This is a genomic window from Martelella sp. FLE1502 (assembly GCF_053484255.1).
Genome location: NZ_JBAKFQ010000005.1, coordinates 213,271 through 227,016, shown reverse-complemented (window position 1 = coordinate 227,016; position 13,746 = coordinate 213,271). Strand labels below are relative to the sequence as shown.

General features: G+C 62.4%; 14 protein-coding genes. 9 read left to right on the top strand and 5 right to left on the bottom strand.

Annotation, left to right across the window (positions count from 1 at the left end; translation table 11 throughout):
- Positions 1-224: 224 nt before the first annotated feature.
- Together V6767_RS07060 and V6767_RS07055 are read right to left on the bottom strand one after the other, a co-directional pair.
- The gene (locus tag V6767_RS07060) at positions 225-3,305 is read right to left on the bottom strand and encodes an efflux RND transporter permease subunit (RefSeq protein WP_448472806.1); all 3,081 of its coding nucleotides are present in this window, start codon (positions 3,303-3,305) and stop codon (positions 225-227) included.
- Positions 3,302-4,342, bottom strand: a complete 1,041-nt coding sequence (locus tag V6767_RS07055) for an efflux RND transporter periplasmic adaptor subunit (RefSeq protein WP_448472805.1) — start codon at positions 4,340-4,342, stop codon at positions 3,302-3,304. The genes V6767_RS07060 and V6767_RS07055 overlap by 4 nt, the downstream gene beginning before the upstream one ends.
- 385 nt (positions 4,343-4,727) lie before the next feature.
- Between V6767_RS07055 and V6767_RS07050 the strand changes: the two genes are divergently transcribed.
- The gene (locus V6767_RS07050; protein WP_448472804.1) at positions 4,728-5,129 is read left to right on the top strand and encodes a hypothetical protein; all 402 of its coding nucleotides are present in this window, start codon (positions 4,728-4,730) and stop codon (positions 5,127-5,129) included.
- A 98-nt stretch (positions 5,130-5,227) separates the two neighbouring features.
- The gene (locus V6767_RS07045) at positions 5,228-6,127 is read left to right on the top strand and encodes an AraC family transcriptional regulator (RefSeq protein WP_448472803.1); all 900 of its coding nucleotides are present in this window, start codon (positions 5,228-5,230) and stop codon (positions 6,125-6,127) included.
- 152 nt (positions 6,128-6,279) lie between these two features.
- On the opposite strand, the gene V6767_RS07040 is transcribed toward V6767_RS07045, so the two are convergent.
- Together V6767_RS07040 and V6767_RS07035 are read right to left on the bottom strand one after the other, a co-directional pair.
- On the bottom strand, positions 6,280-6,837 hold the full coding sequence (locus V6767_RS07040; protein WP_448430630.1) for an HNH endonuclease: 558 nt from the start codon (positions 6,835-6,837) through the stop codon (positions 6,280-6,282).
- Between the two features lie 115 nt (positions 6,838-6,952).
- Positions 6,953-7,597, bottom strand: coding sequence for a DNA-3-methyladenine glycosylase family protein (locus tag V6767_RS07035; protein WP_448472802.1), 645 nt, complete (start codon positions 7,595-7,597; stop codon positions 6,953-6,955).
- 41 nt (positions 7,598-7,638) lie between these two features.
- Here V6767_RS07035 and gluQRS point away from each other — a divergent pair, with 41 nt between their 5' ends.
- Positions 7,639-8,517 (top strand): tRNA glutamyl-Q(34) synthetase GluQRS, encoded by an 879-nt coding sequence (gluQRS, locus tag V6767_RS07030; protein WP_448472801.1) that lies wholly within the window; start codon positions 7,639-7,641, stop codon positions 8,515-8,517.
- Here gluQRS and V6767_RS07025 read toward each other — a convergent pair.
- Entirely contained in the window at positions 8,482-9,396 is a 915-nt protein-coding gene (locus V6767_RS07025; RefSeq protein ID WP_230721117.1) for a YihY/virulence factor BrkB family protein, read from the bottom strand. The genes gluQRS and V6767_RS07025 overlap by 36 nt on opposite strands.
- A gap of 80 nt (positions 9,397-9,476) precedes the next feature.
- Here V6767_RS07025 and V6767_RS07020 point away from each other — a divergent pair, with 80 nt between their 5' ends.
- From V6767_RS07020 to V6767_RS06995, 6 genes are all read left to right on the top strand, one after another.
- On the top strand, positions 9,477-10,310 hold the full coding sequence (locus V6767_RS07020; protein ID WP_448472800.1) for an SDR family oxidoreductase: 834 nt from the start codon (positions 9,477-9,479) through the stop codon (positions 10,308-10,310).
- Between the two features lie 11 nt (positions 10,311-10,321).
- Complete coding sequence (locus V6767_RS07015) at positions 10,322-10,831, top strand: O-acetyl-ADP-ribose deacetylase (protein WP_448472799.1); 510 nt, start codon at positions 10,322-10,324, stop codon at positions 10,829-10,831.
- 145 nt (positions 10,832-10,976) lie between these two features.
- On the top strand, positions 10,977-11,174 hold the full coding sequence (locus V6767_RS07010; RefSeq protein WP_018064827.1) for a twin transmembrane helix small protein: 198 nt from the start codon (positions 10,977-10,979) through the stop codon (positions 11,172-11,174).
- A 94-nt stretch (positions 11,175-11,268) separates the two neighbouring features.
- On the top strand, positions 11,269-11,835 hold the full coding sequence (locus V6767_RS07005; RefSeq protein WP_448472798.1) for a cob(I)yrinic acid a,c-diamide adenosyltransferase: 567 nt from the start codon (positions 11,269-11,271) through the stop codon (positions 11,833-11,835).
- A gap of 188 nt (positions 11,836-12,023) precedes the next feature.
- Positions 12,024-12,773, top strand: a complete 750-nt coding sequence (locus V6767_RS07000) for an electron transfer flavoprotein subunit beta/FixA family protein (RefSeq protein WP_448472797.1) — start codon at positions 12,024-12,026, stop codon at positions 12,771-12,773.
- A 14-nt stretch (positions 12,774-12,787) separates the two neighbouring features.
- The gene (locus tag V6767_RS06995; RefSeq protein ID WP_448472796.1) at positions 12,788-13,717 is read left to right on the top strand and encodes an electron transfer flavoprotein subunit alpha/FixB family protein; all 930 of its coding nucleotides are present in this window, start codon (positions 12,788-12,790) and stop codon (positions 13,715-13,717) included.
- The last annotated feature ends 29 nt before the right edge of the window (positions 13,718-13,746 follow it).

The following is a 13,746-nucleotide window of genomic DNA, read 5'->3' as shown; positions in this document are numbered from 1 at the left end:
AGTCCAAGCCGCGTAACTATTGAAACCAAGCCTCCGGCAAACCCGGAGCGGTTCATGTGCCACCCGTCCGGTGAATCCGATGCTTCACATCTGAACCAAAACCCGCCTTTTTGTGACTCTTATGGGTGCATTTACAGCTCCTGAAGCATTTGCCGATGCGGTGCTTGCCCTTCATGATCGGGCTTCCCGGCAGGAATAGTCCATTACGCACTGCAGTTCGGTTGTCAGGGTTGCGACTGCGAAGCAGAAGGACTGCTGGTGCCCCGGCCCCTCATGAGGCGGACATAAAGGCTCTCGACAGCGAGAAACAGTGCTGGCGTCGTCAGCAAAGACAGCACCGTGGCGACGAGCAGGCCGCCAATGACGACAATCGCCATGGGGGCGCGGAAACCGCCGCCGATGGCACCGCCCAATGCGCTGGGCAGCATGCCTGCCACCATCGCCAGCGTGGTCATCAGGATCGGGCGCGCCCGGGTGCGGCAGGCGTGGATGATGGCGTCAGCGGGCGACATGCCGCCGTCCTCCGCGATCTTGGCGAAATCCACCAGAAGAATGGCGTTCTTGGCGACGATACCCATCAGCATGAGAATGCCGATCAACACCGGCAGATTGATGGGTGTGCTGGTCACGTATAGCGCCAGAATGGCGCCTGTCAGGGCAAGCGGCAGAGACATCAGGATAATCAGCGGCTGGCGCAGGCTCGAAAACAGCAGCACCATGACGGCGAACATCAGCAGGAGGCCCAGGCCCAGTGCGCCGACAAAACCGTTCATCACCTCATCCAGAAGTTCACCATCGCCCGCCGGTTTGATCAAAACGCCGGGCGGCAGTGCCTGCACCTCTTCGGAGGCACGGATTCCGGTCAGAGCGGTGCCAAGCGTGGCACCGCCGGCAAGATCGGCTCCGACCAGTACGCGACGCTGACGATCATATCGCTCGATAGACGAAGGTCCTCCCTGCCATCGGATGTCGGCAATGGCGGAGAGCGGAATGGGGCGTCCATCGACGCGGGCGACGGGAAGCGCGCGCAGCAATTCGATATCCTGCCGGGCCGAGGCATCCAGTTGCACACGTATGGGAACCAGACGATCCTCGGCCTTGAACTTCGGCAACACCAATTCGGCACCGCCTACGGCCGCCAGGCGCACCGTGTTGGCGATCTGCGTTGTCGTGATGTCGAGTCGGGATGTTTCGGTCAGCCGCGGTGCAATGTGGATTTCGTTTCGCATGAACCCGGAGTTCACGGCAACATTGGCCAGGCCCATGTCCTGCATTTTCCGCTCGACCAGAGACGCCGCTTCCCGCAGACGTGAGGGCGTCGCCGCAGCGACGGAGATTTCCACCTCGCGGCCTAAATTGCTGTTCACAGGCCAGGCCCTCAGATCCGGCTGCGTGCGCAGCAGGTCGCGAATGGCGAGCTGCACCTGCCGCTGGGTGCTCTTCCGTTCATCCCGAGGCTTCAGGTGGACGATCAATGTTGCAAGCCTCAACTCCCGATTGCCCGATGGCGCCACACCGCCTTCAACCAGAACATGCGCCACATCCGACAGTTCGGAGCGTATAAGCCGGGCCATGACGTCGGTCCGGTCGTTCAGTTGCGATAGCGTGAAGTCGGCGGGCGCTTCGACGGCAAAGACCAATCGCCCGGTTTCCTCCTGGGGTACGAGATCGTCCGGTAACTGACTGGCCGCCGCCAGTGCGGCCACAAAACCAAGGACGCTGAGAGCGATCACCACCCATTTGTGTCGCACGACCCAGCCGAGCGCGTGCGCATACCGGCTATCCGAGGAAATCGGAGCATCTTCCGCCTGGGGCTGCAATTTTTCCGAAGGGCGCAGGATGTTGGCCGCCATGATCGGCGTGATGAGCCGGGCGACCAGCAGCGAGAACAGGACCGACACCGAGACCGTCAGGCCAAATTCCTTGAAATACTGGCCGGCGACACCCCCCATGAAGCCCACTGGCGCAAACACCACGGCAACGCTGGTTGAGATCGCCATCACGGCAAGGCCGATTTCCGCCGTGGCGTCGAACGTCGCCTGTCGCGGCGTCTTGCCCATATGCAGGTGCCGCTCGATGTTCTCGATTTCGACGATCGCGTCATCGACCAGAATGCCGGTCACCAGCGTCACGCCCAGCAGGCTGAGCATGTTCAGCGTGTAACCCATCAGATCGAGGACCCAGAAGGTTGGAATGATCGCCAAAGGCAGCGATACCGCGGCAATAAGCGTGGCGCGCCAGTTACGCAGAAAAATGAAGACAACGACGATCGCCAGCAATGCACCTTCGAAAAGCGTGCTCATGGCCGCATCGAATGTTTCCCGGGTGGGGGTGATTGTCTCATCAATGCGGGTGAAGGTGATATCCGGCGCCAGGGCTTTCAGCGCCGGCAACGCATCGGCAACGGCCCTAGCCACTGCGAGCTCGTCAGCGCCCCTTGCGCGAAACACGGAGAAAGCGACGGCGGTTTGCACGCCGTCGCGGCGCAAAAAGGTCTCGGCCTCGACGTTGGTATCCGTGATGCGCGCGACATCGCCGAGGCGCAGGCTGTGCCCCTTAAGCGGCAAAGGCGTGTCGGCCAGTTCGGCGACCGAACGCGCCCTTGCCAGAATGCGTATGGGCTGCCGCCCGTCGGCAGCATTCCAGTGCCCGGCCGGCAGATCGATCCGGCTGTCTTGCAGTGCGTCCTGCACGTCTCCGACCGTGCCTCCCAGCGAAAGCAGCCGGTCCGGATCGAGGGCGACTTTGATTTCCCGTTCGCTGCCGCCCCGGCGAACCACATCGCCGACACCCGGCAATCCGCGCAGATGCTGGGACACGGTATCGTCTATGAACCAGGAGAGCTCGGCCAGCGACCTGTCGGGCGCGGAAACCTGCCAGGTCACCAGTTCCACGCCTTCGGTGTCGACCTTGGAGACAATCGGTGCGTCTATGTCGGCAGGCAGTTCACTGCGCAAGGCATCGACTCTGCTCTTGACGTCGAACAGTGCAGTGTCGGGAGCCACGTTCAGCTGGAACTCGACCCGCGTGGTCGAAAGGCCGTCCGTGATCGTCGAGCTTATGTGACGAATGCCGGCGATCCCCGCCACGGCGTTTTCGACCAGACGCGTTACGTCCGTTTCCAGTTCTTCTGGCGCGGCTCCTGCTTGCGAGATGGTTATGTTGATGAGGGGCAGATCGATATTCGGCGTGCGTCCGACCGGCAATGACATGAAAGAAGACACGCCCAGCAGAAGCAGCAGCGCGAACAGAACCAGCGATGGTGCCGGTTGGCGAATAGCCCATGCGGAAATATTGAAGTTCATTGCGCGTCGCCCGTTTCCGCGATCCGGACCGGATCGCCATCGCGCAGAAGCGATCCGGCTCGCGCGACCACGGCATCGCCGGAACTCAACCCGCTGACGATTTCGGCATAGTCGGTGTTCCGCGCTCCCATGACCACGTCCTGCCGTACGGCGTCACCATTCCGGACGACGAACACATGAGGGCCCTGCTGATCGTAGAGCAGGCTGGATTGAGGAACCGTGAGGAGATCGGCGCCTCGGCTCCGCAAGCGGGCCGTTGCACCCTGGCCGGTGACGAGCCCGATGGGCGGATTGTCCAGGTTGATCCAGGCTCGCCCCAGCCGGGTGCGGCTGTCGAGCGCACCGGACAATCGGTGTATATGGCCCGAAAGTGTCTGCCCTTCCGCCAGGGTGATGACGGCGCTTTGTCCGATCCGGACGTGACGCCAGTCGGCCTCACTAAGATCGGCGACCATCTCTATGTCATTGTCGGCGGCGATCTCGAACAGGGCCTGCTCGTTCGCGGCCTCGCCGATTTCGATGTTCCGACGCTGCACGAACCCCGCGACCGGCGCGCGGATTTCGGCGCGTGCCAGTTCGATCTTCAGGGCGCGCACGCGTGCCAGCGCCCCTGCATGGCTGGCCTTCACAGCCTCGATCTCGCTACGCGCCATCGAACCGGAGGCGGCAAGGGTTTCTGCCCGTGCCAGCGCCTGCTCGGCGCGCTGCAGTTCTCCGCGCGCGCCCGTTAACTCTGCGCGCTGGTGTTCCGATGACAGGCGCGCCAGAAGCTGACCGGCACGGACGGTTTGGCCTTCCTCCGCCAGCAATTCGGTAACCACCAGTCCCGGGGTTTCCGAATGAACGAGCGCCACCTGGCGCGGTGCCAGTGTGCCGGTCACGGTGATCGATGAGACCAAGGGCCGCATTTCCGCATGCACGACGCTGACCACCGAAGCGGTTTCGGTATTGGTTTCAGGTTCATCGGCATCATGGCAGCCTTGAAGAACGGACAGGATAAGCAGCGTTGCCGCGCATTTATGGATAGGAAGGGGCATTTGAAACGTTCTTTGATACATGGGGTGACGCATGTCGAAAGCGTTGCGCCTTGCAGATGCACACGGGCAGGCAGGTTGTCCGGGTCGCTCTTTCAGCCGCGAACGAAACCGGGATACACGGGATGATGAGCCGTCGCATCGAACGATCCCGCCAAGATATCATTCGAACCGGCCATTCGATCGCCGGCGATGGCGGCGACGCGCCGGATGGCGCAGGTGCTGGGCGATTGTGGCCGGATCGCTGCATTTCATGGCAGGTCCGCGAAAGCGGATGAACCGCATCGGGTGATATGAGGGAAGACGCCTATATCGCCCATGGAATGGTCTGGTGACGCGAACAATGCTGTCGTCGCCCGGAGCAGGTGGGCAAAGAAAGGTTCGAACAATGCTGCTGGATGATTCCCGTTTCCCTCTTGTCTTCTTGCGCGCGCACGAAGACGAAAATTCGTCGGTCGAGGAAGTGCATGACAGAAACGGGCAGCTCGAGAGCCTGCTGGACAGGCAGATGCATTTTGTCCTGATCGCGGACCACGCTGCGCACGATCACGACGATGAAACGCCCGAAGAGCGCAAGGAGAAGGCGCTGTTCTTCAAGCGGATCAAAGATCGCATGAAGAAATATTGCCTTGGGTTGGTCGTGATCGAGGGTTACGCTCCAATGAATAGTGCCGCACGGGTTGCCGCTGCGGCGGTGAGCAAGGCGATAGGCTTTTCGGTTCAGTTCGCGCCGGACGAGGAGCAAGCCACGGCCAAAGGTCTGGCTCTGCTTGAAAAACACGCTGGCTGAACGGCAATGGTGGTTGGCGTCGCTCTCGGCCTTCGGGAGATGGTTACGATATGCGCGTGCTATAATGTGGGCCGCATGCGCTCAACCGGAATGATATGATGGAGTTTCCGCCTCAAACCGACATCGACACAGTGGATGAAATTGCCCGTCCCGTGTTCAGCCTGATCACCGAAGCGACCTTCGTCGGTGAAACGGAGCCGCATCGGCATAACAAAGCGCAGTTGATGTACGTCCTCAGCGGTGTGCTGACGGTTCAGGCCGCTGGCGGCATATGGACCGTTCCGCCGCATTGCGCGTTGTGGATACCCGGCGGCGTCTCCCATGCCGGCAAAATGGATGGTCACATCAGGATCGGCAGTCTGTATATCGATCCTGGTTTGGCCGCTCCGCTTGATCAGGATTGCGGCATTCTGTTTGTCCAACCCTTCCTTCGCGAATTGATCCTGCGCTTCGATTTTGAAACATCGCTGGAGAAAATGGATCACGGGCGCGAGACGCGGCTGATATCGGTACTGCTCGACGAACTGGCCGCAGCACCCCTTGAGCCGATCCATTTGCCGATGCCGAACGACAGGAGGCTCCGGCGGCTGACCGAGGCCATGATCGAAAATCCGGGTCTGCGATTCACCATCGATGAGTGGGGCGCCCGCGTCGGAGCGAGCAACCGGACGCTCAGCCGGCTGTTTCAGCGCGAGACCGGCTTGTCATTCGTTCGCTGGCGGCAGCAATTGCATATCGGTCTGGCGCTTCAGCGCCTCGCGCAAGGCGAACTGGTCACCAACATTGCCGGCGATCTTGGCTATGAAAGCGTCAGCGCATTCATCTCCATGTTCAGGCGGATGCTCGGAACGACCCCTGCACGCTACTTCGGTGAAGCTGCGTCCGGAGCCGCCGAGCGCGGCGACCGAAAGACGCTCGCCCGCGATGAGGACATGGGCGCGAATACCGATGCCGCCAAGGCAGTACCAGCGAATGTCATCGCGCTGAAGCGACCATAAGCATTCCGCCCTGCGACCGCGGCAAAGTTTCCTTCAGTTGCAACGCTCAGCATATGCTATCCGCTCGGTGAATCCGATGCTTCACATCGGAACCAAAACCCGCCTTTTTGTGACTTTTATGGGTGCATTTACAGGCGCGCATAGGCGTCTTGTCACGGTTCGAGTTCGCTGTCCCAGTAGAGATAGTCCAGCCAGCTTTCATGCAGGTAGTTCGGGGGGAACTGGCGGCCGTTGTTGTGCAGGTCCTGCACCGTTGGCTGGAAGGGTTTGTGGTAGGGAATCATGCCCGCCTGTTTCGGCAGCCTTGAGCCTTTCTTCAGATTGCAGGGCGAGCAGGCCGCCACGACGTTTTCCCACGTGGTTTCGCCGCCGCGACAGCGCGGGATCACGTGGTCGAAGGTCAGCTCCTCGCGGCTGCCGCAATACTGGCACTGGAAGCGGTCCCGCAGGAACACGTTGAAGCGGGTGAAGGCCGGGTGGCGCGAGGGCTTGATATAGGTCTTGAGGCACACCACGCTCGGCAGCCGCATCGAGAAGCTGGGCGAGGACACGGCCTGATCATACTCGGCGATGATGTTGACACGGTCGAGGAATACGGCCTTGATCGCGTCCTGCCAGGACCAGAGCGACAAGGGGTAATAACTCAGCGGCCTGTAGTCGGCATTCAGAACGAGCGCCGGCAAGGCCTGAGGCGAGACTGCAATCGTCAAGTTGCTCTCCTGATCGATTCGGCATCTGTCTCCTGTATATTAGGCTCGTTGTTACAGTATTGTGAAGCCTGATTAATCGCCTCTTGTGTTTCGACTGCAAAATACCGCAGAAGCCTTATCCCACCGGCAGGACGTCCCTTTTTGTCATCTGCGCGTAATGCGCCCAAAGGATACGGGCCGCCACGGAACGATAGGGTTCCCACCCCCGTGCAAGCGCTCTCAGCGTCGCCGCATCGGGCCGTTCGTCGAGGCCGAGCGCGTCGGCCGCGGCGATGCGCAGCGCCAGATCGCCGGCCGGGAAGATATCGATATGGCCGGCGCAGAACATCAGATAGACTTCCGCCGTCCAGAGGCCGACGCCGCGATAGGCCGTCAGAAGCGCGATCGCCTCGTCCGCCGGCAGGGCGTCAAGTACCGCAAGATCGAGCGTGCCGCCGGCAATCGCCGTTGCGATGCCGCCGAGCGTCGCCTGCTTGGCGCGGGTCAGGCCGATGCCGGCATGGGTTTCGGGCGAAAGCGCCAGATAGGCCTCGGCCGTCAGCGGATCGCAGGCGGCGCGAAGCCGCGCGAAGATCGCAGCGGCCGCCTGTTTGGAGATCATCTGCCCGGCCACCACTTCCGCAAGCCCTGCAAAACCCGAAGGCAGCAGGCGGAGCGGGATTTCGGGGAGGGTTTTGGCCAGTTCGGCAAGCAGGGGAGCGTTTTCGCAAAGAGCCGCGCGCGCCTTGTCAAGATCGTCGCCATTGCGCAGCCGCTCCATCCGTCTTACCCCTTTTGTTGAAAAACCGGATAGTTCATCGCATGAAACCAGTTACGGATCGACCCGTTTTCCGCTTCGCGCCGAGCCTGAACGGCTATCTGCATCTCGGCCATGCCCTGTCGGCGTTTGAGAACCAGCGGCGGGCGCGGGCTGCGGGCGGCAGGCTCCTGCTCAGGATTGAGGATATCGATCAGACCCGCGCGACGCCGGAACTCGAGGCGGCGCTGATTGAGGATCTCGACTGGCTCGGCATCGCCTTCGAGCCCCCGGTCTTCCGCCAGTCGGAGCATTTCGCCGATTATCAGGCCATGCTCGACCGGCTGATTGTCGCGGGGCTTGCCTATCCGGCGTTCATGACCCGTGGCGAGGTGCGCCGGCAGGTCGAGGCCTTTGAGGCGGACGGCAGCGACTGGCCGCGCGATCCCGACGGCGCGCCGCTCTATCCGGCCGCCGACCGGCTGCGGGGCGAGGAAGAACGCCAGGCGCTGCTCGCCGCGGGCAGGCGCCATGCCTGGCGGCTCGACATGGAGGCGGCGGTGGCGCGCATCGGCAAGCCGCTCTGCTGGCGCGAGGAAAGGGATGGCGGGATTGTCGATATCCCGGCCGATCCCGCAGTCTGGGGCGATGTGGTGTTGTCGCGCTCGGATGCGCCGTCGAGCTATCATCTTTCGGTGGTCACCGATGATGTGGCGCAGGGGATCACCCACGTGGTGCGCGGTCTCGATCTCTATCACGCCACCGCGATCCACCGCCTGCTGCAGGAGCTTCTGGGTCTTCCAGCCCCAGTCTATCATCACCACCGGCTGATTCTGGGCCCGGACGGGCGCAAGCTTTCCAAATCGAACGGCGATACCGCGCTCAGGCAGTTGCGCGCGGAAGGGCGTTCAGTGGCTGATATCCGTATCCTTTGCGGGATCTGAATGCTTGGCCCGGCGCGAGCGGTGGCGGCTCCATGGCGCGTGCTTGATCACCTTGTATTTCAAAAGCGCCGCGTTCACCTCCGCGCCTAAAAGCAGGATCACGCCGATCGAATAGAGAAACACCAGCAGGATCATCGGCGTCGCGAGCCCGGCATAGGTGGCGCTGTACTGCGCGAAGGTGCCGAGATAATAGGCGAAGCCGGAGGCGAAGATCGCCCAGAAAACCAGCGTCAGGATAATGCCGGGGAGCACGTCGACCAGCCGGCGGCGGCCGGCCGCCAGAAACAGGTGCGCGATCACCAGCCCGAACATCAACAGCAGGAAGGTGCCGACGAGGCGCGCATTGGCGAGCGTCGTCAACCCGTTCTCCAGCCATGGAAACCAGCGCTCGGCAAAGTGCAGCGCGATCGGCACCACCACGAACATGATGCTGAGGAAGGCGAAGATGATCGAGGCCAGAAGCACGAATCCGAGGCTCTTGATCCTGAGCCACCACCATGTCCGGGTTTCCTCCACGCGGTAGGCGCGGTTCAGCGAAAGCCTGACAGCCTCCACGCCATTGGAGGCGAAGTAGGCGGCGGCCAGCACCGAGACCGTCAGCAGTCCGCCGCGCGGCACGGTCAGCACCTGGCGGATCTGGTTGGAAACCGGTTCGGCGATCTCCTTCGGCCATGCGCCGACAATGGTGTTGATCGCGATGTCGGCGAACTGGTCGGCGCCGAGAAAGCCGGCCAGCGTAGTGCCGAAGATCAGGAAGGGAAACAGTGCAAGCAATGTGGAAAGCGCCACATGGCTTGCCATGGCCCAGCCGTCGTCCTCGCTGAAGTGGTAGAGCGCATCATAGGCCACCTTGAAGGTCGTGCGGATCGGCTTTCTCATTCTTGCTCCAAAGGCGTTTCGCGGTCGGCTCGCGTTCCTTATATAGGAAGCACAATGAATTCGTGTACCGGAGTAGCGTATTGGCCGAGCAATCCACGATAATCGTCACCGGCTGTTCCAGCGGCATCGGGGCCTGGTGCGCCCGCGCGCTGGCGAAGGAGGGCTGGCGGGTGTTCGCCACGGCGCGCAGGCCGGCGGATATCGCAGCCCTTGAAGCCGACGGGCTGGAGGCGCTCTATCTCGATTACACCGATCAGGCGTCGATCACCGCCCTTGTGGAGGCGGTAGCGGAGCGCACCGGCGGGCGCATCGACGCGCTGTTCAACAATGGCGCCTATGGCCAGCCGGGAGCGGTGGAGGATGTCTCGACCGATGTGCTGCGCGCCCAGTTCGAGGCCAATTTCTTCGGCTGGCACGAGTTGACGCGGCAGGTCATCCCCTTCATGCGCGCGCAGGGCCATGGCCGCATCGTGCAATGCTCCTCCATTCTAGGCCTTTTGCCCTATCGCTATCGCGGGCCGTATTCGGCCTCGAAATATGCGCTGGAGGCGATGTCGCTGACCTTGCGCATGGAGCTGGAGGGCACCGGCATTTTCGTGAGCCTGATCGAGCCGGGGCCGATCGCCTCGCGCTTCACCGCCAATGCGCTGGAGCATATCCACGAGAATATCGATCTCGAGGGCTCGCATCACGCGGCGGAGTACAGGAAACAGCTTGCCCGCCTTGATGGCTCGGGACCGCCCAACAAAAGCCGGTTGGAACCGGATGCCGTCCACGCCGTTCTGCTTAAAGCGCTGACGGCCAAAAGGCCGCGCCCGCATTATCCCGTCACCACGCCGGCGAAGCAGGGCATGATCCTGAAGCGCATCATGCCCTCAGACTGGTTCTACCGGTTGATGGGACGGTTGAGCTGAGGCAGGGCGATATGGGAAAGATCATCATAGAACAGGGCGATATCACGACCTACGACGTCGATGCGGTCGTCAACGCCGCCAATTCTTCGTTGCTTGGCGGCGGCGGGGTGGATGGCGCGATCCACCGCGCGGCGGGTCCGGGGCTTCTGGAAGAGTGCCGCACGCTTGGCGGGTGCGCAACGGGCGAAGCCAAGATCACCGGAGGTTACGATCTGAGGGCCCGTTACGTGATCCACGCGGTCGGCCCCGTCTGGCATGGGGGCGACAATGGCGAGGCTGAAAAGCTGCGGCTCTGTTACCGGAATTCGCTGGAACTGGCCGCGGCGCATGCCTGCCGGACGATCGCCTTTCCGGCGATTTCCACCGGCGTTTACGGCTTTCCGGCTGACCGCGCCGCGCGCATTGCCGTCGAGACGGTTTCAAACGGACTTCAACACCTGCCGGAAATCGAGATGGTCTTTCTGGTTGCCTTCGGTCCTGATGCCGCGCGCCTGCTCAGCGATGCGTTCGAGGCGCACTGAGCCGGCCCTTGCAAGCGCGGCTGTTTTGTCGTCTGATGGCGCCGATTTCCGAAGCATTCCGCTGTCCGCGGCGAGAATGCGGCAAGACAAAGAGATGGAGCGGGTGAGCGCCTTGATGTGAGGCGGCCCCGCTCCGGGAGAGAAAATGTCCACGGTATTCGTTTTCGCCACTGTCATCGTGATGCTGCTGGTGGTGTTCTTCCTGGCCCGCGGGCTCATCAACATGATGCTCGGCGGCAGCCCCCAGCATTCCAACAAGATGATGCAGGCCCGCGTCGCGTTCCAGGCGCTCGCCATCATCCTGATCATGATCACGCTCTGGTTGATGCAATCCGGTCATTGATTTCGCCCGGCAGGCCGCAAATACGTTGTACGGCCTTGCCTTTTGCAACCGGCTTCGCTCAATAGCGACGGACTGAAAGAACTGTGACACAATCATGGTCAAACTGAACAAGATCTACACCCGCACCGGCGATGACGGCACCACCGGACTTGCGAGCGGGCCGCGCCGCAAGAAGGCGGATGTCCGGATGGCGGCGATCGGCGATGTTGACGAGACCAACGCCGCGATCGGCCTTGCGCGGCTGCAGGAGGCCGGCGATTATGACGCGGCGCTCGCACGCATCCAGAACGACCTGTTCGATCTCGGCGCCGATCTGGCAACGCCGGAGACAGGCGAAGCGCTTGGCTATGAGCCGCTCAGGATCGTGGATGCCCAGGTGGCCTGGCTTGAGGCCGAGATCGACCGGCTGAACGAGGCGCTTTCGCCGCTGACCTCGTTCATCCTGCCGGGCGGCAGCGCGCTGGCCGCGCATCTGCACATGGCGCGCACGGTCTGCCGGCGCGCGGAACGGGCGATGACGCGGCTTGCGGAGACGGAAGCCGTCGCGAAGCCGGCATTGCAATATATCAATCGTCTCTCCGACCTGCTGTTCGTCGCGGCCCGTCACGCCAATGGTCAGGGAGAACAGGACGTTTTGTGGGTGCCTGGAAAGAACCGCTGATTGCGCGGCCGAGGTCAAATTGCGGCGAAGTTTTTTGCGTAAGACGGGAAAACAAACTATCCATGTCGCCGATTGGCAAGCGATCATGCCTGAATGGCAGCATGGTCCCCTGCATGAGGCCGGCGGTGGTTCCGGAGATAAGATTTTGCGCGTTCGGCCGGTAACGGCCGTGAGTTTGGAGGTTGAACATGAAAATTCTGGTCCCGGTCAAGCGGGTTGTCGATTACAACGTCAAGATCCGCGTCAAGCCCGATGGCACCGGCGTCGAGCTCGCCAACGTCAAGATGTCGATGAATCCCTTCGATGAAATCGCGGTGGAAGAGGCCTTGCGTCTGAAGGAAGCCGGCAAGGCGGAAGAAGTCGTCGCCGTCTCGATCGGTCCGGCCAAGGCGGAAGAGACGCTGCGCACCGCGCTTGCCATGGGCGCCGACCGCGCGATCCTGATCGCCACCGACGAGACCGTCGAGCCGCTGGCGGTCGCCAAGCTGCTGAAGAAGGTGGCCGAGGAAGAAGCGCCGCAGCTCATCATCCTCGGCAAGCAGGCGATCGACGACGACAGCAACCAGACCGGGCAGATGCTGGCGGCGCTGCTCGGCTGGAGCCAGGCAACCTTTGCTTCCAAGCTGGAGCTCGGCGACGGCGATGCGAAGGTCACCCGCGAAATCGACGGCGGTCTGCAGACGATCTCGATCAAGCTGCCGGCGATCGTGACCACCGATTTGCGCCTCAACGAGCCGCGCTATGCCTCGCTGCCCAACATCATGAAGGCCAAGAAGAAGCCGCTCGACAAGAAGACGCCCGCCGATTACGGCGTCGATTGCGCCCGCCGGCTGGAAGTGCTGAAGACCGAGGAACCCGCCGCGCGCAAGGCCGGGATCAAGGTCGCGTCCGCCGCCGAACTGGTGGACAAGCTGAAAAACGAAGCCGGCGTATTGTAAGGGGAGCCCAGAACATGACGATACTTCTTCTCGCCGAACATGACGGCAACGCCGTTTCCGACCAGACCGCGAAGGCTGCCACCGCCGCTGCCGCGATCGGCGGCGATATCCACGTGCTGGTGGCGGGCAAGGGCTGCTCTGCCGCAGCCGAAGATGCGGCGAAGATCGCCGGCGTCTCCAAGGTGCTTATCGCCGAAAGCGATGCGCTGGCCGAGGCTCTCGCCGAGCCGCTTGCGGCCACCATCCTCGACCTTGCCGGCGGCTATGACGTGATCATGGCGGCAGCGACCGCGATCGGCAAGAATGTGATGCCGCGCGTGGCGGCCCTTCTTGACGTGATGCAGGTGTCCGAAATCATCGAGGTTATCGCGGCCGACACGTTCAAGCGCCCCACCTATGCCGGCAACGCCATCGAGACGGTGAAGTCGCATGACGCCAAGAAGGTGATCACCGTGCGCACGGCAAGCTTCTCCGCCGCCGAGATGACCGGCTCCGCGCCGGTCGAGACGGCCTCCGCCGCTGCCGATCCGGGCCTTTCGAGCTTCGTTGAAAACGCGATCTCGGCCTCCGAACGGCCGGAGCTGACGTCCGCGAAGATCATCATTTCCGGCGGTCGCGCGCTTGGCTCCTCGGAGAAATTCCAGGAGGTCATCCTGCCGGTGGCCGACAAGCTGGGTGCCGCCGTCGGCGCCTCGCGCGCCGCCGTCGATGCCGGCTTTGCGCCGAACGACTGGCAGGTCGGCCAGACCGGCAAGGTGGTCGCCCCCGATCTCTACATCGCCTGCGGCATTTCCGGCGCGATCCAGCATCTGGCCGGCATGAAGGATTCGAAGGTGATCGTCGCGATCAACAAGGACGAGGAAGCGCCGATCTTCCAGGTTGCCGATTACGGCATCGTCGGCGATCTGTTCACGGTTCTGCCGGAGCTTGAAAAGGCGCTTTGAGGCGCGATCTTACGATTGATCCCCGGCCC

Coding starts and splice junctions, on each gene's coding strand:
- V6767_RS07000 (WP_448472797.1), top strand. CDS start 12,024: ATGAAAATTCTGGTCCCGGTCAAGCGGGTTGTCGATTACAACGTCAAG.
- V6767_RS07055 (WP_448472805.1), bottom strand. CDS start 4,342: ATGCCCCTTCCTATCCATAAATGCGCGGCAACGCTGCTTATCCTGTCC.
- V6767_RS07035 (WP_448472802.1), bottom strand. CDS start 7,597: ATGGAGCGGCTGCGCAATGGCGACGATCTTGACAAGGCGCGCGCGGCT.
- V6767_RS07050 (WP_448472804.1), top strand. CDS start 4,728: ATGCTGCTGGATGATTCCCGTTTCCCTCTTGTCTTCTTGCGCGCGCAC.
- V6767_RS07015 (WP_448472799.1), top strand. CDS start 10,322: ATGGGAAAGATCATCATAGAACAGGGCGATATCACGACCTACGACGTC.
- V6767_RS07060 (WP_448472806.1), bottom strand. CDS start 3,305: ATGAACTTCAATATTTCCGCATGGGCTATTCGCCAACCGGCACCATCG.
- gluQRS (WP_448472801.1), top strand. CDS start 7,639: ATGAAACCAGTTACGGATCGACCCGTTTTCCGCTTCGCGCCGAGCCTG.
- V6767_RS06995 (WP_448472796.1), top strand. CDS start 12,788: ATGACGATACTTCTTCTCGCCGAACATGACGGCAACGCCGTTTCCGAC.
- V6767_RS07010 (WP_018064827.1), top strand. CDS start 10,977: ATGTCCACGGTATTCGTTTTCGCCACTGTCATCGTGATGCTGCTGGTG.
- V6767_RS07005 (WP_448472798.1), top strand. CDS start 11,269: ATGGTCAAACTGAACAAGATCTACACCCGCACCGGCGATGACGGCACC.
- V6767_RS07045 (WP_448472803.1), top strand. CDS start 5,228: ATGGAGTTTCCGCCTCAAACCGACATCGACACAGTGGATGAAATTGCC.
- V6767_RS07025 (WP_230721117.1), bottom strand. CDS start 9,396: ATGAGAAAGCCGATCCGCACGACCTTCAAGGTGGCCTATGATGCGCTC.